Origin of the sequence: Acinetobacter sp. SFD (assembly GCF_001647575.1) — a bacterium.
In the GTDB taxonomy this organism is placed as follows: domain Bacteria; phylum Pseudomonadota; class Gammaproteobacteria; order Pseudomonadales; family Moraxellaceae; genus Acinetobacter; species Acinetobacter pecorum.
The window spans coordinates 480,170-501,274 of the sequence record NZ_LSZJ01000001.1 but is presented as its reverse complement, the minus strand read 5'-3'; the positions used below and the strand labels follow the sequence as shown (position 1 = coordinate 501,274).

At 44.7% G+C, this 21,105-nt stretch carries 21 protein-coding genes; 8 read left to right on the top strand and 13 right to left on the bottom strand.

Annotated elements, in window-relative coordinates:
- Positions 1–66: 66 nt before the first annotated feature.
- A complete protein-coding gene (locus tag AY605_RS02440) occupies positions 67–549 on the bottom strand; it encodes an RNA pyrophosphohydrolase (RefSeq protein WP_064094879.1) in 483 nt (160 codons plus the stop codon).
- Between the two features lie 182 nt (positions 550–731).
- Between AY605_RS02440 and AY605_RS02435 the strand changes: the two genes are divergently transcribed.
- Together AY605_RS02435 and AY605_RS02430 are read left to right on the top strand one after the other, a co-directional pair.
- Positions 732–1,382 (top strand): HAD family hydrolase, encoded by a 651-nt coding sequence (locus AY605_RS02435; protein ID WP_064094878.1) that lies wholly within the window; start codon positions 732–734, stop codon positions 1,380–1,382.
- A 161-nt stretch (positions 1,383–1,543) separates the two neighbouring features.
- The gene (locus tag AY605_RS02430; RefSeq protein WP_064094877.1) at positions 1,544–1,792 is read left to right on the top strand and encodes a DUF2789 family protein; all 249 of its coding nucleotides are present in this window, start codon (positions 1,544–1,546) and stop codon (positions 1,790–1,792) included.
- A gap of 43 nt (positions 1,793–1,835) precedes the next feature.
- Here the strand turns inward: AY605_RS02430 and ovoA are convergent, their stop codons facing one another.
- The 3 genes from ovoA to AY605_RS02415 form a co-directional block, all read right to left on the bottom strand.
- Positions 1,836–4,010 (bottom strand): 5-histidylcysteine sulfoxide synthase, encoded by a 2,175-nt coding sequence (ovoA, locus tag AY605_RS02425; RefSeq protein WP_064094876.1) that lies wholly within the window; start codon positions 4,008–4,010, stop codon positions 1,836–1,838.
- 164 nt (positions 4,011–4,174) lie between these two features.
- A complete protein-coding gene (locus AY605_RS02420; protein WP_064094875.1) occupies positions 4,175–5,050 on the bottom strand; it encodes a LysR family transcriptional regulator in 876 nt (291 codons plus the stop codon).
- Between the two features lie 193 nt (positions 5,051–5,243).
- Positions 5,244–5,480, bottom strand: coding sequence for a DUF2061 domain-containing protein (locus AY605_RS02415; RefSeq protein WP_005107971.1), 237 nt, complete (start codon positions 5,478–5,480; stop codon positions 5,244–5,246).
- 272 nt (positions 5,481–5,752) lie between these two features.
- Here AY605_RS02415 and leuC point away from each other — a divergent pair, with 272 nt between their 5' ends.
- From leuC to leuB, 4 genes are all read left to right on the top strand, one after another.
- The gene (leuC, locus tag AY605_RS02410; protein ID WP_064094874.1) at positions 5,753–7,201 is read left to right on the top strand and encodes a 3-isopropylmalate dehydratase large subunit; all 1,449 of its coding nucleotides are present in this window, start codon (positions 5,753–5,755) and stop codon (positions 7,199–7,201) included.
- A 21-nt stretch (positions 7,202–7,222) separates the two neighbouring features.
- Entirely contained in the window at positions 7,223–7,873 is a 651-nt protein-coding gene (gene leuD / locus AY605_RS02405; protein WP_064094873.1) for a 3-isopropylmalate dehydratase small subunit, read from the top strand.
- A gap of 87 nt (positions 7,874–7,960) precedes the next feature.
- The gene (locus tag AY605_RS02400) at positions 7,961–8,524 is read left to right on the top strand and encodes a hypothetical protein (protein ID WP_064094872.1); all 564 of its coding nucleotides are present in this window, start codon (positions 7,961–7,963) and stop codon (positions 8,522–8,524) included.
- Positions 8,525–8,566: 42 nt separating this feature from the next.
- Positions 8,567–9,646: a 3-isopropylmalate dehydrogenase gene (gene leuB / locus AY605_RS02395; RefSeq protein WP_064094871.1), complete on the top strand. Its 1,080-nt coding sequence runs from the start codon at positions 8,567–8,569 to the stop codon at positions 9,644–9,646.
- 70 nt (positions 9,647–9,716) lie between these two features.
- On the opposite strand, the gene AY605_RS02390 is transcribed toward leuB, so the two are convergent.
- The 3 genes from AY605_RS02390 to infA form a co-directional block, all read right to left on the bottom strand.
- On the bottom strand, positions 9,717–10,106 hold the full coding sequence (locus tag AY605_RS02390) for a hypothetical protein (protein WP_064094870.1): 390 nt from the start codon (positions 10,104–10,106) through the stop codon (positions 9,717–9,719).
- Positions 10,107–10,264: 158 nt separating this feature from the next.
- Complete coding sequence (locus AY605_RS02385; RefSeq protein ID WP_064094869.1) at positions 10,265–10,645, bottom strand: hypothetical protein; 381 nt, start codon at positions 10,643–10,645, stop codon at positions 10,265–10,267.
- Positions 10,646–10,778: 133 nt separating this feature from the next.
- Entirely contained in the window at positions 10,779–11,000 is a 222-nt protein-coding gene (gene infA / locus AY605_RS02380) for a translation initiation factor IF-1 (RefSeq protein ID WP_001284370.1), read from the bottom strand.
- A 230-nt stretch (positions 11,001–11,230) separates the two neighbouring features.
- On the opposite strand from infA, the gene AY605_RS02375 reads away from it, so the two are divergent.
- Positions 11,231–12,238 (top strand): AraC family transcriptional regulator, encoded by a 1,008-nt coding sequence (locus tag AY605_RS02375; RefSeq protein ID WP_064094868.1) that lies wholly within the window; start codon positions 11,231–11,233, stop codon positions 12,236–12,238.
- A 113-nt stretch (positions 12,239–12,351) separates the two neighbouring features.
- Here the strand turns inward: AY605_RS02375 and truA are convergent, their stop codons facing one another.
- The 5 genes from truA to asd form a co-directional block, all read right to left on the bottom strand.
- The gene (truA, locus tag AY605_RS02370; protein ID WP_064094867.1) at positions 12,352–13,149 is read right to left on the bottom strand and encodes a tRNA pseudouridine(38-40) synthase TruA; all 798 of its coding nucleotides are present in this window, start codon (positions 13,147–13,149) and stop codon (positions 12,352–12,354) included.
- Between the two features lie 14 nt (positions 13,150–13,163).
- Positions 13,164–14,132 carry an asparaginase domain-containing protein gene (locus tag AY605_RS02365; RefSeq protein WP_064095176.1) on the bottom strand — a complete coding sequence of 323 codons (969 nt, stop codon included), beginning with the start codon at positions 14,130–14,132 and terminating at the stop codon, positions 13,164–13,166.
- Positions 14,133–14,179: 47 nt separating this feature from the next.
- A complete protein-coding gene (locus AY605_RS02360; RefSeq protein ID WP_064094866.1) occupies positions 14,180–15,484 on the bottom strand; it encodes a hypothetical protein in 1,305 nt (434 codons plus the stop codon).
- Between the two features lie 66 nt (positions 15,485–15,550).
- On the bottom strand, positions 15,551–17,062 hold the full coding sequence (locus AY605_RS02355; protein ID WP_064094865.1) for a hypothetical protein: 1,512 nt from the start codon (positions 17,060–17,062) through the stop codon (positions 15,551–15,553).
- Between the two features lie 138 nt (positions 17,063–17,200).
- Positions 17,201–18,319: an aspartate-semialdehyde dehydrogenase gene (gene asd, locus AY605_RS02350; RefSeq protein ID WP_064094864.1), complete on the bottom strand. Its 1,119-nt coding sequence runs from the start codon at positions 18,317–18,319 to the stop codon at positions 17,201–17,203.
- A 188-nt stretch (positions 18,320–18,507) separates the two neighbouring features.
- Between asd and AY605_RS02345 the strand changes: the two genes are divergently transcribed.
- Entirely contained in the window at positions 18,508–19,638 is a 1,131-nt protein-coding gene (locus AY605_RS02345) for an endonuclease/exonuclease/phosphatase family protein (RefSeq protein ID WP_064094863.1), read from the top strand.
- Between the two features lie 489 nt (positions 19,639–20,127).
- Here AY605_RS02345 and AY605_RS02340 read toward each other — a convergent pair whose 3' ends face one another.
- Complete coding sequence (locus tag AY605_RS02340; protein WP_064094862.1) at positions 20,128–21,063, bottom strand: lauroyl acyltransferase; 936 nt, start codon at positions 21,061–21,063, stop codon at positions 20,128–20,130.
- Positions 21,064–21,105: the final 42 nt, after the last annotated feature.

Here is a 21,105-nt window from a genome sequence, read left to right as displayed (position 1 = left end):
ATTTCAGTAATTAAGTTTATTTATAACAATAGCCAAGTAAAAAATCTGCATTATTTATGCGATTTTTTAAGGTTTTTGCTGTGGAAGTTGCTGACACAATTCCACCAAGGCTTTACGATAAACATCACGTTTGAAATTCACGACTTGACCAAGTGGATACCAGTAACTGACCCATTGCCATTGATCAAATTCGGGCGGATCAGACAGATTCAACTGAATATTCTGTGCCGGGGCCGTCAGTTTGAGTAAAAACCACTTTTGTTTTTGACCAATACAGACCGGATCGGAATCCGTACGAATGTATCGATGCGGCAAACGATAGCGCAACCAGCCTTTGGTTTGCGCAATAATCTGGACGTGTTCGGGCAGTAAGCCAATTTCTTCTCTCAGCTCACGATAGAGTGCCTGTTCAGGGGTTTCTCCATACTGGATACCTCCTTGTGGAAATTGCCATGCATTATGACCAATGCGTTTTGCCCATAAAACCTGTCCAGCATCGTTTGCCAAAATGATCCCGACATTCGGTCGGAAACCTTCAGAGTCGATCATTTGGCTACCTAAAAATTGTTTAATTTATGCCTTTGCCATCGGGGAGCATTATTTCGTTATCCAACTCGAAAAAAGCAAAGTTTAAAAATGTTAAAATTGCTATGATCTTAACGAATTTCTATCGACTAGCGGAGATAGATTTACAATTTTTTTCTTAAATTTCAGTTTTAACGAGTATTTTCATGAAATTGGCGCTATTTGATCTCGATCACACCTTGTTAAACACGGATTCGGATCATTCCTGGGGAGAGTTTTTGGTCAGCGAGGGCCTGGTCGATCCAGTTCAGCACCGTGCCATGAATGACAAGTTCTATGATGATTATAAAAAAGGCCAGCTGGATCCTTATGCCTATAATGAATTTGTATTCCAGTTTCTAACCCAACATGACAATGATTATCTGGTTGAATTACATCAACTGTTCATGCAAAAAGTCATTCGTCCACAAATGCGTCCTGAAGGTTTTAAAGCCATTGAGCGCCACCGTGAAGCAGGGCATGCCTTAGTGGGGATTACCGCGACTTCAGACTTTATTACCGCACCGATTTTTCGTGAATTCGGAATTACTGAAATTATTGCCACCAATGCTGAAGTCATTGATGGGAAATATACCGGTAAAGTTATCAATACGGCGTGCTATCAGCAAGGCAAGCTGGTGCGACTGGAACAGTGGCTGGAAGGCCGTGACGTAACTGAGTCTTGGGCCTATTCAGATTCGATTAATGACCGTTTCTTGCTGGAATATGCGGATCATGCCATTGCCGTCAATCCGGATGATCGTCTGGAAACTCTGGCAAAGGAGCAGGGTTGGGAAATACAGGACTGGTCAATCTAAACAGCCCAATCTCAGTGATATAGTCAATCTAGCACAACTCCGGTTGTGCTTTTTATGTGCCTCACTTGAATATTAATGTTTTTTCACAGTCCGGCCCAATCAGGCATGCTATGCTCAAACAACAGGACATGATAACAATAGTAAACTCTGAGGTATAAGATATGACTCACGTTCGACCGCGTATGACACATCTGTTCCAGCAGCTTGGCCTGGATGCCAGTGCAGAAGGTATTGCAACATTTATTCACGAGCATCAATTGCATAAAGACCTGACTTTACTGGATGCGCCGTATTGGTCAGAAGCACAACGTCAATTTTTAAGCGAGAAAATAGCCTCTGATGGCGAATGGGCGATTGTGGTAGATCAACTCAATGAATCCTTACATGAAAACTCAACCATTGAAGGATAATTAAAAAGCCAATCCTATGATTGGCTTTTTTAGGTCATCACTTTTAGCGAATCCTTCTCCAGATGGTGACTTGTGACAGCGTGTGTTGATACTTTCTGGCCGTTTCCCGAATCACAAAAGGCACATCCTGTGGCTCGGCCACCAATTCAAAGTGCTGGGTTAAGATATTGGTTATACCTGCCAAGGTCGTAATATTTTCCCCATCCTGCTGAAAACCACCCAGCCATTCACTACGCGCCGTATGTTCTTCCAGCCAGGTATAGGGCGAGCTCAACATTAAAATACCCCCCATATTGATACGCTCATGAATCTGCGCCAAAAAGTCTTTCGGATGATGTAACCGGTCAATCAGATTTGCTGCCAGAATAAAATCATAGCCGCTAAAATGTGCTTTAAGATTGCAGGCATCAGCCTGAAAAAATTCCGTTTTAGATGCAAACTGATCCAAAGCGACATCTTCAAGTGAACAGCTTTTTTCTTCGCTTAATTCACCTTCTAGTGGCAGTTGATAACGTACTCTGTTGCCTTGAGCCAAATAAACTGCCTGCTGGATAAAGCGTGCAGAAAAGTCCAGACCGGTTACCTGATCAAAATAGTGTGCCAGTTCAAAGCTGGCGCGACCGGTGGCACAGCCAATATCTAAGGCACGATGACATGGCGTTTGCTGAAAATAGGGTTGCGCCAGATGGACCAATGTTTTAGCAAAATTGGTGACACCAAAATATTCAGTGCCATACTGGAATTCTAGATATTGAGAGACCAGCTGGTCGCTTTCATAGTTCGAAGGGAAATGTTGCACTGCTTGATCAGAGGCGACATAGCGAAAACCGGCATGCTGGAAGAAATGCCGTCTGAAGGCGTAGCGGGAACTATATAAAGCTTCATTGCCCGCCGAAATCCAGGAGCCACCTTTCATCAGGTTATGGCGACCGTCAAAGGTCGGTGTACTGAAATCATCATAAAACGGATGCACCTGAAAACCCTGAAATGGATAGATCGGGGTTTCAGTCCACTGCCAGACATTGCCCTGAATATCGTAAAAATCACCCTGCTTGAAATGATCCACCGGACAGGAGCTGGTGCCGTATTTCAACTCGATATTGGCCTGTTCAGGACTTGGTAAATGTGGATCCAGGTCTGAAATCGCATACAGGCGATACCATTCGTCTTCGGTCGGCAAGCGAATATTTTTCCCCAGCTGTTGCGATTTCCACTGGCAAAAGGCCTTGGCTTCATGATAATTCACTTCTACAGGCCAATCCCAAGGCATCGGTACCTCTTCCAGCATCAGTCGCAGTGACCAGCCCGATTCAGTTCTGCGCCAAAAACAGGGGTAAGCAGCTTGGGAAAATTGCAGCCAGCCTAGACCTTCTTCATTCCAGTAGTGTTCGATCTGATAGCCACCAGCTTCGACAAAAGCCAGAAATTCCTGATTGGATACCAGATATTTGGAAGCTGCAAAAGCCGCTACCTGCGCTTTATGCTGGCCGTATTCATTGTCCCAGCCATAAAATGGATCGTTAAAATCTTTCTTTAGATGGATCTCACCTTCAGGCACAGGCAGCAAGCTGTTATCCGGAGCCATGCCGGTAATGATATTGGCACGCCACTGCGGATGCTGGCGTACATGTTCCAGAGCATGCTGGCGGATCAGTACGGAAGAAGTTTCCAGATGAATCCGTTCATGCTCAATGCCCATGATGATGGTCCACCAGGGATTTTGCCAGTTTAAGGGCAGAGTCAATGGGGCATGTTCAAGAATGTTCAAGATCAGGGCACGCACCTGATGACGATAATTGCGGACTTCCTGCACACTGGGCCAGTCATAATGTACTTTATCCAGATCATCCCAGCTCATCTCGTCCACACCGATTGCAAAAATACTTTCAAAATGCGGATTCAGGCGTTCGCTGATCAGTTTGCTGAGCAGCAGTTTGTTGACAAAAAAAGTGGCAGTATGCGCAAAATAAAAAATCAGCGGATGACGTAAGGTAATCGGTTTAATGAAAAAAGCATCTTCATGCTTGAGACATTCAAACAGTTGCTCATAGGTGTCAAAAGTATTCAGAAAATATTCACGTAAGTGCTGTCGGGCGGTCTGTTCATCGGCAAAATCAAGCGCCGGCGTGGGTAGCAGCATCGGTTTAGCCGAAAGCCATGGGCTGCTGGTACTTTTTTTATCTTTAGAATGGGGTTTTAAGGCAAAATCGAGCTGCATCCGTCAGGCTCCATGGAATAGTTTTAAGCATCCTTCTGCATCGCAAAAGAATGGAATTGTCTTAAAAATACTCGAAAGATATCGCCAAATGGGGGGTATTTAGGTAACAAAATGCTGCATCGTGCTTGATGCAGCATGTTCAGCTACAGCTTAACTTAAATAGGCTAAATAGGCAGAGCACTGTCTTGCATGAGCTGAACCAGAGCCTGTGCCGCTTTGGACTGCGTACGACCAGGATGCCAGACCATGCCCAAACGGCGGTTCATTTCCAGATTAATGTCTAGTTGGTGCAGGTCATGATTTACTAAAGTTTTTGGTAGCACAGACCAGCCCAAACCAATCGATACCAGCATCCGGATCGATTCCAGCGGATTGTTACTCATGCTGACTTTCGGTTTAATACCCTGTTTTTCAAACTCTGCCAAGGTGATCTGCGAGGTATAAGTTTGTGAAGAGGGCAACAGGCTTGGATATTCGAGCAAATCTTCCAGAGACAGATTTTTTTGCTGTGCCAGCGGATGAAACGGTGCCACCACAAAGACCAGAGGATCATTCCAGATGGTCACGTAATTCAGGCGTGCATCACCCCGTGGCGGCAGGGTTAAAAATGCCAGTTCCAGATCACCGGCAATCACCTGTTCATGTGCCTGTTCGGAATCGACAAAATGCACATCCAGGGTCACGTCCGGATAGGCTTGGACATAACGGCGCAAATGGCTCGGAAGATGATGCAGGCCAATATGATGACTGGTACCAATTTTCAGTTTACCCTGTACCAGAGCCTGTTCATGGCTCAAGGTATAATGAATATCACCGAGCTCGTTCAGCCAGTTTTTCACTTTAGGCAACAGGGAATGTGCCGCATGGGTGGCCTGTACGCCACGTCCGGCAGATTCAAACAGTTTGACTCCAAAGTATTCTTCCAGACTGTGAATACGTTTGGTGACGGCAGGCTGGGTAATAAAAAGCTGATCTGCAGCCAGAGATATCGAACCGGTTTCCATGACTTTTACAAAGGCTTCAAAGGCTGCGAGATTCATCTTAATCACCTATAAAGAATTTTTATGCTTAAGGTTATTATTGTTATATTTTAAGAATAAATCAAAGTAAAATTAGTTTATTTATATTAGGTTGCTGAATTACTAAACGTTTTCAACGTATTGTATTTTTAAGAAGTTAAAAAAAAGACCGCCTCTGCAGACGGTCTTTCATCAGGAACCCCGACAGAAGATCTTAGACGGTAATGTCCTCATTCTGCTGTTGGTTATTACGCTCCCAGATTTTTTCATGAAAGAAGAAAGCAACTGCTTGTACGGTGGGTTCTAACAAACTCAAGGCAATGGCCATGGTTAAACTGCCGGTCACCAAGTAGCCCACAATCATCGCCACAGTAATGTGCATGATGTAATAGCTGAAAGTCTTTTTAAACATGCGCTGATTGTTGTCTACAAAACGTTGAATATGTGCCATGTCGAAGTTCCTCGAAATAAGTTATCTCTGCCGATGAATAAATAATAATAATTCTCATTTAATTTGTAAAAACGAATATTTTTTATAAAATGATCGGAAAATTAGATTTATAGAAGTAAATAGAAATAATCTGAAAGTCTGATTTAATTCACTTTTTAAAATATTCCAAAAAGTTTTTTAACTAATAAAAATGATAAATTAGATTTATGTGATTGCAGCGATATAATCAAAATCAGAGAAAGAATTTACCCAGTCCAGTGGAGTATATCGACATGGCAGGCGAGACCCAAACAGTACAAAAGCAAAATGCAAAAACACTATATGACAAGTTGTGGGATGACCATTTAGTAACGCAACGTGACGATGGTTCTGCCTTACTCTATATCGACCGTCACCTGTTGCATGAAGTAACCTCACCACAGGCATTTGAAGGGTTGCAATTGGCCGGGCGCAAGCCATGGCGTTTAAGCGCCAACATTGCTACACCGGATCATAACGTACCAACCTCGAAAAAAGAGCGTGAGCAGGGCGTAGCCGGAATTGAAGATGAAACCTCGCGCATTCAGGTGCAAACCTTGGATGATAACTGCAAGACCTTTAATATTGTTGAATTTGATATTAACGATATCCGTCAGGGTATTGCGCATGTGGTCGGGCCGGAGCAGGGCTTGACCTTGCCGGGCATGACCGTGGTATGTGGTGATTCGCATACAGCAACCCATGGTGCTTTTGGCTGCTTGGCGCATGGGATCGGGACATCCGAAGTTGAACATGTATTGGCGACCCAATGCCTGGTTCAAAAGAAGATGAAAAACATGCTGGTGCGTGTTGATGGCAAATTAGGTCAGGGTGTAACACCAAAAGATGTGGTCTTGGCGATTATTGGCAAGATTGGTACCGCAGGCGGTACTGGTCACGCGATTGAATTTGGTGGTCAGGTCTTTCGTGACATGTCTATTGAAGGTCGTATGACTGTGTGCAACATGGCGATTGAAGCCGGTGCCCGTGTCGGCATGGTGGCTGTCGATGAAAAAACCATCGAGTATGTTAAAGGCCGTCCGTATGCGCCGACCGCAGAGCAGTGGGATCAGGCAGTTGCTTACTGGAATACTTTACATTCAGATGATGACGCATACTTTGACACGGTTGTTGTATTGCAAGGTGAAGAAATCGAGCCACAAGTGTCTTGGGGTACTTCCCCTGAGATGGTGATTCCGGTCTCTCAAGCAGTACCGACTTTAGAACAAGCCAAAGATGATGTACAACGCAATGACTGGAACCGTGCTTATCAATATATGGGCTTAAATGCAGGTCAGGCATTAGCAGACATCCAGTTAGATCGTGTATTTATCGGTTCATGTACCAATTCGCGTATTGAAGATATCCGCGCTGCAGCCGAAGTGATTAAAGGTCGCAAAGTCGCATCTTCAATCAAACAGGCGATGGTGGTTCCTGGTTCTGGACTGGTCAAAGCCCAGGCAGAAGCGGAAGGTCTGGACAAGGTATTTGTCGAGGCTGGCTTCGAGTGGCGTGAACCTGGCTGTTCAATGTGTCTGGCGATGAATGCCGACAAGTTACAACCAGGCGAGCATTGTGCCTCGACTTCGAACCGTAACTTTGAAGGTCGTCAGGGCAATGGCGGTCGCACTCATCTGGTGAGTCCAGCCATGGCAGCCGCTGCTGCGATTGCAGGTCACTTTGTTGATGTTCGTTCATTTTAATTGGTACGTAGGAGCACAGACATGAAAGCTTATACCGTTGAACAAGGTATCGTTGCACCTTTAGAACGTGCCAATGTCGATACAGATTTAATTATTCCAAAACAGTTTTTGAAATCGATCAAACGTACCGGTTTCGGTGACAATTTATTTGATGAATTGCGTTACTTGGATGAAGGTTATCCAGGTCAGGACAATTCAGTTCGTCCGATCAATCCGGACTTTGTCTTGAACCAGCCACGTTATCAGGGTGCGTCTATTTTAATTTCACGTGCCAACTTTGGATGTGGTTCTAGCCGTGAACATGCGCCGTGGGCTTTGAGCGAATATGGTTTCCGTACCGTAATTGCGCCAAGCTTTGCTGATATTTTCTTTAATAACTGTTTTAAAAACGGTATGTTGCCTGTGATTTTGGCTGAAGATATTGTTGAGCAGTTATTTAAGGAGTGTGCAGCAGCTGAAGGCTATCAGTTGACCATTGACTTGCAGGCACAAGAAGTTCGTACCCCTACGGGCGAAAGCTTTAAGTTTGAAGTGGATCCATTTCGCAAGCATTGCCTGTTGAATGGTCTGGATGATATTGGCTTAACTTTGCAGGTAGCGGATGATATCCGTGCCTATGAGGAAAAAACCAAACAATCACGCCCTTGGGTATTTGCCGAAATTCACGAATAAATCAGCAAAAATTGTCATAGCGTGACTGCGAGGCTCTTGCTAATATCGGAAGATTATTAGGTTTTTTGATTGGGTAAGACAGACATTATGGCGAATTATTGGAAACAGTGGCTTGCTTTAAGTGCGGTATCGGTGATGTTGGCTGCATGTCAAAGCATTGACACGATGAAACTCAAGCATGCCAAAGCAAGTACTGAGAGCAAAAATAATGTCCTGATTTACTGTACAGGGACACCTGATTGCCAGTTTGAGCGTTTCAACCAGACCATTATCGTCCATGCCGACAATGGCCGCATTGGTGCTGAAGCATTGAAGCAGAAACTGGTACGCTTGCAGGCTAAAAACTTAAATCAGGCCAATCCGGTTTATCTATCCGTGCCAGCAGGACAGCATGAACTGGTCGTGCGTTTTTATCCAATCAGTAAGGATAAAGCAGAAACCTTGCATGTATTCCATCGCTTTCAGGCCAATAACCGCTATAGCTTAAAGATGTTCCGTGATCGTAGTGCGCGTAGCAGCAGTTTATTAAATGCTTCGGCACCGGATCCGCTTTGCGTAGATCTGGTACAAGAGCAAAAAACCATTCGTCGTTTTTGCAAACCCTATAATGCAGTCACCGGGATTGCAGAGTTTGTAGAAAAGAAAATTTAACCTCTGTCAGGTCTGAATCTGACGTTTTAAACGGAAAATCTCATGTCTAAACAAATTTTGATTTTAGCTGGTGACGGTATCGGTCCTGAAATTGTCAAAGCGGCAGAGCAGGTGCTGACTCGTGTAAATGAGAAATTTAATCTTGATTTGACATGGGAGCAGGGTTTACTCGGTGGTGCAGCCATTGATGCGCATGGTTCACCGTATCCAGACGTAACATCTGAGCAGGCTAAAAAAGCTGATGCGATTCTACTGGGTGCCGTGGGCGGTCCAAAATGGGATACGATTGAGCGTTCAATCCGTCCGGAACGTGGTTTATTGAAATTGCGTAGCGAACTGAACCTGTTTGCTAACTTGCGCCCAGCGATTCTTTATCCGCAACTGGCTGATGCTTCAAGCTTAAAACCTGAAATCGTCGCAGGTCTGGATATTCTGATTGTGCGTGAATTAACGGGTGGAATTTACTTCGGTCAGCCACGTGGTATCCGTGAACTGGAAAATGGCGAGAAGCAAGGCTATAACACCGACGTTTATTCAGAGTCTGAAATCAAGCGTATCGCCAAAGTCGCTTTTGAAATGGCCAACTTGCGCGGTGGTAAAGTGTGTTCAGTGGATAAAGCCAACGTGCTTGAAGTAACTGAGCTGTGGAAACAGACAGTGACTGCGCTAAAAGATGCTGAATATCCTGAAATTAATTTATCGCATATGTATGTCGATAATGCTGCGATGCAACTGGTACGTGCACCGAAGCAGTTTGACGTGATTGTAACCTCGAATCTGTTCGGTGATATCTTGTCGGATGAAGCAGCGATGCTCACAGGTTCAATCGGTATGTTGCCATCGGCATCTCTGGATGAAAATGGCAAAGGCATGTATGAGCCTTGTCATGGTTCTGCGCCAGATATCGCTGGTCAAAACCTGGCAAATCCATTAGCGACGATTCTTTCGGTTGCAATGATGCTACGTTATACCTTCCGTGAAGAAGCAGCTGCAAAAGCGATTGAAGATGCAGTTGGTCAGGTCTTGGATCAAGGCTTGCGTACAGCTGACATCATGTCTGAAGGCATGCAAAAAGTCGGTACGGTTGAAATGGGTCAAGCGGTAGTGGCTGCATTAAATTAAGCCAGTTTTGATTAAAAAACGCAGCTCAAGGCTGCGTTTTTTATGGCTGGAATTTCGAATCTGAAAATAATTAACAGGTTCGACCTGAAGTACGGACAGCTGTTGCAATATTATTTTTTAGTAAAAAAGTAATTTTACATTGCAGATCAACATCATAACTGTCTGCAGGGCTGATAGGGATAGGAACGGGTCCATTCCCTGCTGAAGGCAGAGGAATAGAAATAGGACGTTGTACCACATAGCTTAATTGCCGGGCGCTGAGTATGGGGCCACTGACCTGTTGATAACCCAAGCGTTTCAGATCCAGATTTTGATCGATAAACTGACTGCTTTGACCAATAAACTGCTGCAAGTAAGCTTCCCGTTCAGTCGGGGTGGTAGTTGGAGAGTGTGTACAACCGGTCATGCTGATGCATACACCCAAGAGAATCACGGATAGTCGATGAGAAGATAACAACATAATATAATTCACTCCTGCACAGGACTGACTGAAGACTAGTTTAGGCAGAAAATGGCAGGGTGATTGTTGTAATTTGACACACGGTAAAAAGAGGTAGCGTAATGAGTTGGGATGTCTTCATTTAATCCGATACAGGCTCTGAACTTAACTGGAGAAAGTCAGCAAGCTCTGCCGGTATAGCGAATCTCCTGAACAATGTCATCTTTCAAGTCAAACCAGATTTGGCATTTCATCTCGATGTTATAACCTCCATTTGAGGGGGTTGGCATGGGTGCACCGATTGAGATACTTTGACTAATATTCGGTGTGCCCATTGGAATATTCATATCCCGAAAAATCGTGTAGCTGAGAGATTCTGCGGTTTGAATCGGTTTCTGCGAGGTTTTGAATCCCATGGCACGAAGATCAAGTTGACTGCGAACCTGTGTTGCAGTTTGACCGACATAGGGTTGGAGAGACTGATGCAGATGCTGATTGCCGCCAGTGGCACAGGCAACGAGAAACAAGCTGGAAAGCAGGATTAAACACTTCATATTCATTGTTTTTATGCATGTACTTTAATTAAATGAATAATCCAGAAATTATTAGCTCCTGTCAAATTGATTTATTCGTGGGTAAATAATTAAAGTCATAAAAAAAGCCACTAACAGTGGCTTTTGCTTGCGCTAAAACTTAGCGTGCACGATAGGTGATACGACCTTTAGTCAAATCATAAGGTGTCATTTCAACCTTCACACTGTCGCCAGTTAAAATACGGATATAGTGTTTACGCATTTTACCAGAGATGTGGGCAATCACTTCGTGACCGTTCTCTAAACGTACACGGAACATAGTATTAGGAAGCGTCTCGGTGACAACGCCTTCGAACTCGATGAGTTCCTCTTTATTGGCCATAGCCTACCTGAATGAATAAATTGGGAAGGCGCAAATTATAGTCAATTTTTTTGTAAAAAACAAGATGAAACGGGCGTTAGACTGATCATCTGCCAGTAAAATAAGCGAACTGTCACGATAATTTTTTAACTAAAAAGACACCAGTTTCTGTTGTCAGTTTGGTCAATCACAGTTAATCTAAAATTAATCTTTTTAAGTATAAATGAAGTACATACAAGGAAGGCTTTTGAGTGAGTCAGCTAACGGATGCATCAGTCGTATTACGTTTGGGCTATCAGGCGATTCGTCGTGCAGGGTTGCCAACAGAAGAACTTTTGACCAAAGCAGGAGTTGCTTTAAATCAGGTCGAGGCCAATGACCGTACGCCGCTAAGCGCCCAGTATGCCTTCTGGGTAGCCGCAGAGGAAGTTAGCAAGGACCCGGACATTGGATTGCATCTGGGTGAGCACTTGCCACTTTATCGTGGTCAGGTCATTGAACACCTGTTTGTTTCATCTGAAAACTTTGGTGAAGGACTGAAACGTGCTTTGGCCTATCAGCGACTGATCAGTGATGCATTTGCTGCCAAGTTAGTGATCGAAGATGATCGCTGCTATTTAACCAATGGTGAACAGCCTTTTGCTGAAAGTCTGGTGAATCGTCATTTTACTGAATGCGCCATGTCAGGTGTACTCCGGTTTTTTAAGTTTATTACTGAAGGGCGTTTTGAACCGATTTATATTGATTTCAATTTTTCCAAAGGAGCTCCTGATGAGGAATACTTCCGGGTTTACGAGTGTCCCGTGAGTCTGGGCCAGAAAGAAACCCGTCTGTATTTTGACCCAAGTATTCTGGAATATCCGTTATGGCAGGCTGAACCTGAGCTATTACAGCTGCATGAGCAACTGGCCATTGAAAAGCTGCAGGAACTGGCACGATATGACCTGGTTGGTGAAGTGCGCCGTGCGATTGGCTCTACTTTGGAAAGTGGGGACACCACGCTGGAAACTGTAGCTGCACAACTAAATATCACGCCACGGCGGTTGAGAACGCAACTGAGTGAGGCATGTACCAGTTTTCAGCAGATTCTGTCGGATTATCGCTGTCGTTTGGCCAAGCGTTTACTGGCAAATACCAATGAAAGTGTTGAACGAATTGTGTATCTAACCGGTTTTTCCGAGCCAAGCACCTTCTACCGGGCTTTTAAGCGCTGGACCAATGAAACACCGGTGGAATATAGAAAGCGCAAGCAGCGTTAAACGACCTCCCTGAGTCCCTCCTGAAAGGAGGGATTTTTCATTACGGTATTTTCGTAGGTTGTAGTTCCTCCCTCAAGTAAAGGGAGGTTAGGAGGGATTTAAAAATTAAGCTTTTAATTCGGCATGTTCAACCAATGTGGTCCTAAGGGTAATTCCGGTAATTCAAACTGCGCCGGATAGTCGGCATGAATAAAATATAAACCATCTGCAGGTGCGGTCACGCCAGCAGCTTTACGGTCTTCTGCCGCGAAAATAGTATCAATATGCTCGGCAGCATACATCCCCTGACCAATTTCCAGTAAACAGCCCATAATGTTTCGTACCATATGGTGCAGGAAACCATCGGCTTGAATGTCGAGCACCAGATATTGACCATGCCGGATCAGACGGCAATGACTGACATGGCGGACTGGCTGATTGGACTGACAGGCGGCAGCGCGGAAGCTTTCAAAATTATGTGTGCCTTCAAACTTTTTTGCGGCCCGTATCATCTGTTCGACATCGAGCGGTGCATAGACATGGGTGACCTGTTTATGCAGCAAGGCAGGACGGACAGGATGATTATAGACCACATAACGATAACGGCGCGCCTGCGCCTTAAATCGGGCATGGAAACTCTGCTCCATTTCCTTGATCCACTGGATCGAGATATCTTTAGGTAGCTGGCTATTGCAGCCCATCAGCCAGCCACGTTCAGAACGCACAGCATCGGTATCAAAATGCGCCACCATATTGGTGGCATGTACACCCGCATCCGTACGGCCGGCACCATGCAGGCTAATGGGTTGATCGGCAACTTTGCTCAGGACCTTTTCAATGGTTTCCTGTACGCTTGCAACTCCCGGCTGTTGAGTCTGCCATCCCCGATAATGCATTCCACAAAACTCAATTCCCATCGCAAAACGCTGCATAATGACCTCAAACCTTATTGATCGTACCAATGACGATGCCATTGCTCTACAGTGTCGTATTGTAAATACATTTTCAGGGCTTTTGCATACAGATCTGCATGTCCATAACTTTCATTCAGTAAAATTTTGCAGTGATTGACCCATTCTGCAATGGCATAGCGCTGATCTGTCGCACCAAAAGGAACTTGGGTGGTCAAGACAGAAATACAACCCCGATCATACAGCTGATCAAGGAGCGCAATCAGGGCATCATTGACTGCAAGATTGCCAGTACCGAAACCTTGCAGAAATAAAAAATGGGGTGGTCGCGCCAATAAGGTATTTAGATTATTCAGCTGCTGAGCCAGATCGATTGGCTGCATCATGATACTCATGCAGTTAAATCCAGCCGCTTTTGCAATATCTTCTGCCCTGACCTGATAGCATGTTTGACCGGTTGGGATGGCAATGCTGGCATCAAGACCGGAGAAGGCATTGAGCTCGGTAGTATGCTGTTTGAGGGCAGTTTGTGCATGTAGCAACCGATGATGGAATGCCAGGTAGACCCCGGCGCTACAGGTGTTGACCGAATCTAATGCAAATCTAAGGTTATCCAGAGCATCACTGAATTCGCGCTGTTGATCCCCTTGAGCAGTCAGCAGCGGGTACTGGCTACCGGTCAGCACCACGTGTGCTGAGTCTGCAGTCAGGTGTGCGAGAACTGCACTGGCATAACTCAGGGTATCTGTACCGTGAATAATCACAAAATGCTGGATCTGCCGGGATTGCAGTTGCTGAATAAACTGTACCAGTTGCAGCCAATCAGTTGCCGTACAGGCACTGCTGTCCTTAATGACGGGTGCCTGATGGTATTCGACGAAATGCTGCTCTGCAAGCACCTCTTCGAGTTTAGGAATAAATAAATCAGCAGGCATTGGTGCGAGAGGATCTCCCACGCAGCCGAATGTGCCGCCCATATAAATTAATGCAATATTTTTTATCATAAAAAAAGCAGCCAACTTTTGACTGCTTTAGTTTAAATCGAAATGCATCAGGATGCGATTTGATTCAGTAATTGCTCTGCTCGTTGTTTCTGATCAGCTGTATATTCGGCTTCTCGTTCTGCAATAATTTCACGTGCAGCAACATAGGCACCGAGCTGAATATATTGCTGGGCAAGGTCCAGGTTAAGACTTGCTTCATTAACATCCAGTAATTCCGGGAAAGATTGCACCAGCGGATCATGCTGGTTGACCGCTACAGAACTCTCGAAATTCATTGCTGGGGCAGCAGGTGATTCTGGTATGGTTTCTAAATGATCTAATTTAAAATCCATTCCTGACAGATCTGGCTGTGCAGCCGGTTCTGCTACAGGAGTTGTCGCTGTCAAGCTGGACAGATCCAGCTCAGTCGCTGGTACCGCAGTTTTTTCAGCTGTTGGAGCTGGCGTGTCAAGCGAAAAAGAAAAATCTAGAGGTTTGATGTCTTCTGTTACTGCTGGCGCTGCTTCAACCTGCGCAGGCGGTTCCACATCCAGTTTAAAGTCCAGAACAGGTGCTGTTTCTGTTGCAGCTGCAGGCGTAGTTTGAGAGAGGGTGGTGGAAATATCCTGAACTTCAAAATCTACAGAAGGCGCAGCAGGTACAGGTGTATCGTCAGCTTTTGCTGTTTCTACTGGCGTGGTCTTTGGTTCAAAATTGAATTCAAGCGGCTGAATATCTGCTACAGGTTCTGCAACAGGAGCTGGCTGGCTTGATTGAAAGTCCTGCTGCAATTGTTCAAATGCCAGTTCATTTGAAGGCGCCGGTGCAACCAGGTTATCAAAGGCATCTGAAGCGGCTTCTGGTGTAGAGGAAGTTTTAGGCTGGGCACTTGGAAAATCAATCGTTTCTTGAACAGCAGATAACGATTTCTCAAATTCACGCTGTTTCGCTTCAGCCTGAGCCAGAATATCTTCTAGTCCCAGAGAGCGGACATGGTTAATCAGCTGTGAAATCGCAAACTCGTCTTTTTGCAGGATATGGATATCCAGTAGCAGCAGATATAATTCGTGTTGAGAGTTATCCCGGTTCAGTGCCTGATTGATCTGTGCTTCAGCTGCAAAAAAATTACGTTCCTGAATCAGGCCTTCAATTTTCTTGCGTGTTTCTGCTGATAATGGTGTTGCTGATTTTTTTGCGACCGCGACTGGCTCAACCACTTTAGTTTTTTGTGGGGCTGCTTTTGATGCAGAGCCAGTTTTTTTCGCTTTTACCGTTTTAGTTTTTGCTTTATCTGATTCTTGAGCATCTTGTCTTTTTTTAAAGACAATTAATACGATGATCAATATCACTAATGGAATCACATAAATCAGCATGTTTTACCCCTTGGGGATAGAGTAGTTTAAGTTCGCCTATCCCAATAAATCGTCATGTGTAACTTTTTAATTAATTGGCTTTTTATCTGCTTGTTGGGCTTTGAGCTGTTGTTGTAGCTGGGCCAGACGCGCATTTAATAACTGAATTCTGTGATCCTTCTGATTGAGTGCCAATTCTAATTCAGTTACGTTTCTCTGTAATTTAACGGTTTTTTCTCGGGCTGTCATAACTTTTAATGACAATTCCTTTGATGTTTGATTGCGTTCTGTGTTCTGGTTTGCAGAAAGCTGTCCAGAATTGTGCTGGTTCTCAGCCACCAGACTCATTTCTGCCTGATTCAAACGGTATTTTGTTTTGCCAGCAGGCTTGGAAGGTCGCTCTGTCTGAGATGCTGCAGAGACTTTAATGGGTGCAGGTGTGGTATGGGCCGAGTTTAAGTTGAGTGCTGCACCCTTACGTAGACGATTGGCATTTCCACCAATAAAGGCATGCTCATTGTCTTTTTTAATTTGCTGCATGACTTCATTGACCGGACGCTGCTGCTGTTCGGCAATTCTTGAAGCAATCTCCCACAATGACTCATTAGATTGAACCACATAAGTCGGTTTAACCTGGTTTGAAGTTGCTTGGACTGGTTTAGCTTTGGCAGTTGCGGGAGGTGGAGTTTTCACCGGATGGGCAGAAGCAGCAGCTTTTCTGGCTTGCTCCTCAGCAAACTTCTTCACCAAAGGATCACTGGAGGCTGTCTGGTGATCAGAACCGGATTCTGCAGCTTTCTGTACAGCTTCTTTATTTTGCCCTGACGTGGTTTGATTTTCTGGCAACATACTGGCTGATTTGCTTGGAGTTGATGCTGCAGTAGCGGGCTTTGGTACGGCATCTGAAGCTTGGGTCTGGGATGCCGTGACAGATTCGTTTTTAAGCACGGGAGCGACCGTCTGAGCATGAATTGCTGTCGTGACAGTTGGCGCAGACGATGCAGTTTTAGGAATCGAAGTGTTCGATAAGGCAGGGGGTGTTGTCGATTGTAATGCCAGCGGCTTTTCTAAAACCGGTTGCTTGTTTAGGGATGTGGAGGCTGCAATATTGTAATGGCTGCTTACGGGTAAGTTCAGCGCAATATCTTTTTCACTGACGACTACAACTGGCGCAAGCGGACGTTCATTCTGTTTTAGGCTTGCCTGTAACAAATCGGTTTTAGGTCTTAAAGTGGTACGCACATGTTGCAGGCGTGCAGCATTACCTTCCTTGATTTTGACAATAATATTAAGTTCCCGATCCGTCATTGGTCGTGAAGAGGTAATGGTAATAACACCTGTGCCATTATTGCTGCGCCGGGTAAAAAAGTTCAGATGACCCGGTGGCTGATGCGATGCACCAATTGACATTAAATCTTCAGGCGAAGCCAGACTGACCTCAATGGGTAAATTGATGTCAGACTGCCGGAAGGTCATTTCTGCATAAAGTAATTCCCCAGGTGCAGACTGGATTTGTACTGGATCTACATTTATCGCATGAATATTTTGTGAAGCAACAATGGCTAAAATGGCAAGCTTTAATTTGTTATATACAGTCATCTGTGAGCTCAGTCATTATCGCATAGCGAAAATTATAGATTAACGGGATGTTTGTTTTTTGTAAAATACTTACTTAATAGTTACACAAAAAAGCCGATCAATAAAGATCGGCTTAGGGCTTTATTTCCTGACGGAAACTTAAGCGTTCTTATAGTCAATCAGAATACGCAGCATACGGCGTAATGGTTCAGCCGCACCCCAAAGTAACTGGTCACCTACAGTGAACGCACCCAGATATTCTTTACCCATATTCAGCTTGCGCAGACGGCCGACTGGAACGCTTAAAGTACCTGTTACAGCAACAGGAGTCAGATCTGTCATGGATGCTTCGCGAGTATTTGGAATCACTTTAGACCAGTCATTGGCACCTGCAATGATGTCTTCGATCTCATCCAAAGGTACATCTTTTTTCAGTTTCAACGTCAATGCCTGAGAGTGACAACGCATAGCACCAATACGCACACAGTGACCGTCAATCGGTACGATCTGCTGGTTGCCCAGAATCTTGTTGGTTTCAACCTGGCCTTTCCATTCTTCTTTCGACTGGCCGCTTTCCAGCTGCTTGTCGATATAAGGAATCAATGAACCTGCCAAAGGTACGCCGAAGTTTGCAGACGGGAAGCCTTCACCACGTTGTAATTCAGCTATTCTGGAGTCGATATCCAGAATTGGAGAACGTGGATCATCCAGCAACTCTTTGGTATTGTTATATAAATAACCCATACCATTGATCAGCTCACGCATGTTTTGCGCACCAGCACCGGAAGCTGCCTGATAAGTCATAGAAGTTGCCCATTCCACCAGATTGTTCTGGAACAGACCGCCCAAGCCCATCAACATCAGGGAAACCGTACAGTTACCACCGACAAAAGTTTTGGTGCCTTTGACCAGACCATCTTTGATCACGTTCATGTTGACCGGATCAAGTACGATAATCGCTTCATCATCCATGCGTAAGGTGGATGCTGCATCAATCCAGTAACCGTTCCAGCCTTCCGCTTTCAGTTTCGGGAAAACTTCAGAGGTATAGTCGCCACCTTGGCAGGTAATAATGACATCCATTTGCATCAGACTATTGATGTCTGTCGCATCCATAAGTGCTGGGGCAGTCTTACCGCCAAATGCCGGTGCTTCACCACCCGCATTACTGGTAGAGAAATAGAAGGGCTCAAAATGAGCAAAATCATTCTCTTCAACCATACGTTGCATAAGGACGGAACCAACCATCCCGCGCCAACCGACCAGACCTACTTTCATGTCACTTTGCCTCGGTGCGTTAAAAAAATCAAAAGGGATTCGAGTGTATCAAAAAGGGAGGTGACTGCAAGTGCTACACAATCAAAACATCAATATTCTTGAGAAAAATATCTACTTTATGATACATACAAAATTGATAACGTCACTTTTCTTTTAGAAAAAATAACAACTTATTAAAGAGCGCACTTATGATATGGGTTATCCAAATTATGGCAATCATTGTCATTTGGTTAAGTTTCTGGTCACTGATCCCGAGTGACCAATGGTGGATTCGAGGTGCGGATTTCCCAAGGTTACAAATTCTGGTTGTGGGCTTTATCACCTTTGTGCTGTTTTTAGTGCTTGAGCATCCCTGGACGTGGTTTAACCAGCTACTTTTTATTGGTCTGATTGCTGCCTTGGCCTATCAGCTCAAAATGGTATTGCCCTATACCTTTGTCTGGAAAAACCAGGTCAAACAGGTCAAGCAGGATCAGCTGGATCCGCAGCGACAAATCTCCCTGATTGTTTCAAATGTACTGACCACCAATAACCAATATCATCTGCTGATTGAACAGATCCAGACCCATCAGCCAGACTTGGTCTTAACGCTGGAAACGGATCAAACCTGGCAAAATGAACTGTCAGTGATTGAAGCAGATTATACTTATCGTGTAGCCGTACCTTTGGATAACTTGTATGGCATGCACCTGTATAGCAAGCTCAAACTCAGCAATACTCAAGTCAAGTTTATTTTAAGTGATGAGATTCCTTCAATTCATACCACTGTGATCTTACGCTCGGGACAGCCGGTACGACTTTACTGTCTGCATCCAAAACCACCGAGCCCGACCGAGGCCAAAGATTCCACCTTGCGTGATGCTGAATTGTTGATTGTGGGTGATCAGATTAAAGATATGGATGAAAGCTGTATCGTCATGGGTGATCTGAATGATGTGGCTTGGTCACGTACCACACGGCTGTTTCAACGCATCAGCGGACTATTGGACCCCCGGGTGGGACGTCATTATGTAAATACTTTTCATGCCGATTATCCTTTTTTCCGCTGGTCGCTCGATCATGTTTTTCATAGTACCGATTTTGCCCTAGTACATATGGAGCGTCTCCCCCATGTAGGCTCTGATCATTTTCCGGTGTTTCTGATTTTACAAACTGGTCGGGTGTTCGAGCATATTCAGGAAGAATTAGAGCAGACCGAAGATGATGAAGAAGAAGCCCAAGAAGCTATCAAAGAGGGGATTCAGAAAGCAGATAAAGAGGAAAAAACAGTGACTGATGAAATTGCGATGGCTTATAAAGAAGGCGGTAAAATTTCTTAGGTTTTTAGAAGAAAAGTGTACGATATTGCTTACAGGAGTTTGCGCTTCTTGCGAATGGGAAAAGCTGTGGAATCTGGGTATTCTAGGTTTATCAGCACAAGGAGTCGAGAAAGGATATTCTCATAAGGAAGACGAAGCTGAATGAAAACATCATGGACATGATGATGAAAGGGAAATCACAAATAAACAGAACTAATTATAATATGTGGAAGCACAACCTCATTAACCCGAGTTTTACAGGATGTAGAGCTCGGGTTAAGTTATTTTAAGTGCCTATTTTTATAATATATTCTTGATGATAAGAATAATTTATTTAATTTAATGCCGTATTTTGAGAGTAATGGGTATTAATCCCTAATTACTCATGAAAACGCAGTCAATGAAGCAGCATATTTCAGCGCTACTTTCTGAATCAGTGGCCTGTCACTGAAAACTGTAAAGTGATCCAGGATTTTAAGTTATGGTTTAAAACCCCGGAATTAAACCAAATCAGTAAATTGATTTATAGCCTTCAGGGCGGGTCTTAAAGCGGCGGTGGAACCACATATACTGGGTCGGTGCGATGCGTAACTGCTGCTCGATCACCCGGTTCACGCGAGTGGCATCCTCGACTTCATTTTCACCAGGGAAATTTTCCAGTGCTGGTTCAATGAGCACATGGTAGCGCGGATTTTTGATATCGCCATGACGATAGAAATATAAAGGAATGGCAGCCGCTTTAGTCATTTTCAGTAAACGACGATGTGCGGTGACAGTTGCTGCCGGGACGCCAAAAAAGGGTGCCATCACCCCTTGTTTTAACCCATAATCCTGATCCGGACTGTACCAGATGGCATGGCCATTTTTCAGGTTGCGTACCAGACCACGCATATCGTCATGATCAATCTGATGAGCATAAATTGTGGCACGACAACGATAAATCAGCATGTCCAAAAGAGGGTTGTTCTGCGGACGATAAACCACATCTGGTTCAAAATACTGTGCGCAAAGATAACCGCCAGCATCCAGCAAGGTGGAATGCGTACCTAAGAGCAGCATGCCTTGACCTTTATCCTGCGCCTGCTGAATATGTTCCAAGCCTTCGATACTGACACGACCCTGAAACCATTTCGGGCTATACCAGGCATTTAAGGTCTCAAACAAACCCAGCATTTGGTCAATAAAGACCTGACGTGCATTGTCCTGTACCTGCTCTGCAGACCATTTCGGAAAACAGACTTGCAGATTGCGAAGTGTAGTTTCACGGCGCGATTTAAGGTATTTAAAGGAAAGCTTGCCTAGCCAGACAGCCAGACGGTGCTGAATGGCCCAGGGTAAGATTGCCAGAATCATCAGGAAAATAATGCCTAGCCAGTTACCCCAGTATTGAGGTAACAGGAATGACCATTGAAATTCACCGGGTTGATATGCAGGCTGGGTACTCATAGAACAACATAGGGCTAAAAGATTAGCAGCAGTCTAACAGAG

What these genes read in the sequence shown, in the direction of transcription:
- AY605_RS02355 (WP_064094865.1), bottom strand. Translation starts at nt 17,062, where the DNA reads ATGACTGTATATAACAAATTAAAGCTTGCCATTTTAGCCATTGTTGCT.
- AY605_RS02340 (WP_064094862.1), bottom strand. Translation starts at nt 21,063, where the DNA reads ATGAGTACCCAGCCTGCATATCAACCCGGTGAATTTCAATGGTCATTC.
- AY605_RS02385 (WP_064094869.1), bottom strand. Translation starts at nt 10,645, where the DNA reads ATGAATATGAAGTGTTTAATCCTGCTTTCCAGCTTGTTTCTCGTTGCC.
- leuD (WP_064094873.1), top strand. Translation starts at nt 7,223, where the DNA reads ATGAAAGCTTATACCGTTGAACAAGGTATCGTTGCACCTTTAGAACGT.
- AY605_RS02360 (WP_064094866.1), bottom strand. Translation starts at nt 15,484, where the DNA reads ATGCTGATTTATGTGATTCCATTAGTGATATTGATCATCGTATTAATT.
- AY605_RS02400 (WP_064094872.1), top strand. Translation starts at nt 7,961, where the DNA reads ATGGCGAATTATTGGAAACAGTGGCTTGCTTTAAGTGCGGTATCGGTG.
- leuC (WP_064094874.1), top strand. Translation starts at nt 5,753, where the DNA reads ATGGCAGGCGAGACCCAAACAGTACAAAAGCAAAATGCAAAAACACTA.
- AY605_RS02415 (WP_005107971.1), bottom strand. Translation starts at nt 5,480, where the DNA reads ATGGCACATATTCAACGTTTTGTAGACAACAATCAGCGCATGTTTAAA.
- AY605_RS02390 (WP_064094870.1), bottom strand. Translation starts at nt 10,106, where the DNA reads ATGTTGTTATCTTCTCATCGACTATCCGTGATTCTCTTGGGTGTATGC.
- AY605_RS02430 (WP_064094877.1), top strand. Translation starts at nt 1,544, where the DNA reads ATGACTCACGTTCGACCGCGTATGACACATCTGTTCCAGCAGCTTGGC.
- AY605_RS02345 (WP_064094863.1), top strand. Translation starts at nt 18,508, where the DNA reads ATGATATGGGTTATCCAAATTATGGCAATCATTGTCATTTGGTTAAGT.
- ovoA (WP_064094876.1), bottom strand. Translation starts at nt 4,010, where the DNA reads ATGCAGCTCGATTTTGCCTTAAAACCCCATTCTAAAGATAAAAAAAGT.
- truA (WP_064094867.1), bottom strand. Translation starts at nt 13,149, where the DNA reads ATGCAGCGTTTTGCGATGGGAATTGAGTTTTGTGGAATGCATTATCGG.
- AY605_RS02420 (WP_064094875.1), bottom strand. Translation starts at nt 5,050, where the DNA reads ATGAATCTCGCAGCCTTTGAAGCCTTTGTAAAAGTCATGGAAACCGGT.
- AY605_RS02435 (WP_064094878.1), top strand. Translation starts at nt 732, where the DNA reads ATGAAATTGGCGCTATTTGATCTCGATCACACCTTGTTAAACACGGAT.
- AY605_RS02440 (WP_064094879.1), bottom strand. Translation starts at nt 549, where the DNA reads ATGATCGACTCTGAAGGTTTCCGACCGAATGTCGGGATCATTTTGGCA.
- asd (WP_064094864.1), bottom strand. Translation starts at nt 18,319, where the DNA reads ATGAAAGTAGGTCTGGTCGGTTGGCGCGGGATGGTTGGTTCCGTCCTT.
- AY605_RS02365 (WP_064095176.1), bottom strand. Translation starts at nt 14,132, where the DNA reads ATGATAAAAAATATTGCATTAATTTATATGGGCGGCACATTCGGCTGC.
- infA (WP_001284370.1), bottom strand. Translation starts at nt 11,000, where the DNA reads ATGGCCAATAAAGAGGAACTCATCGAGTTCGAAGGCGTTGTCACCGAG.
- leuB (WP_064094871.1), top strand. Translation starts at nt 8,567, where the DNA reads ATGTCTAAACAAATTTTGATTTTAGCTGGTGACGGTATCGGTCCTGAA.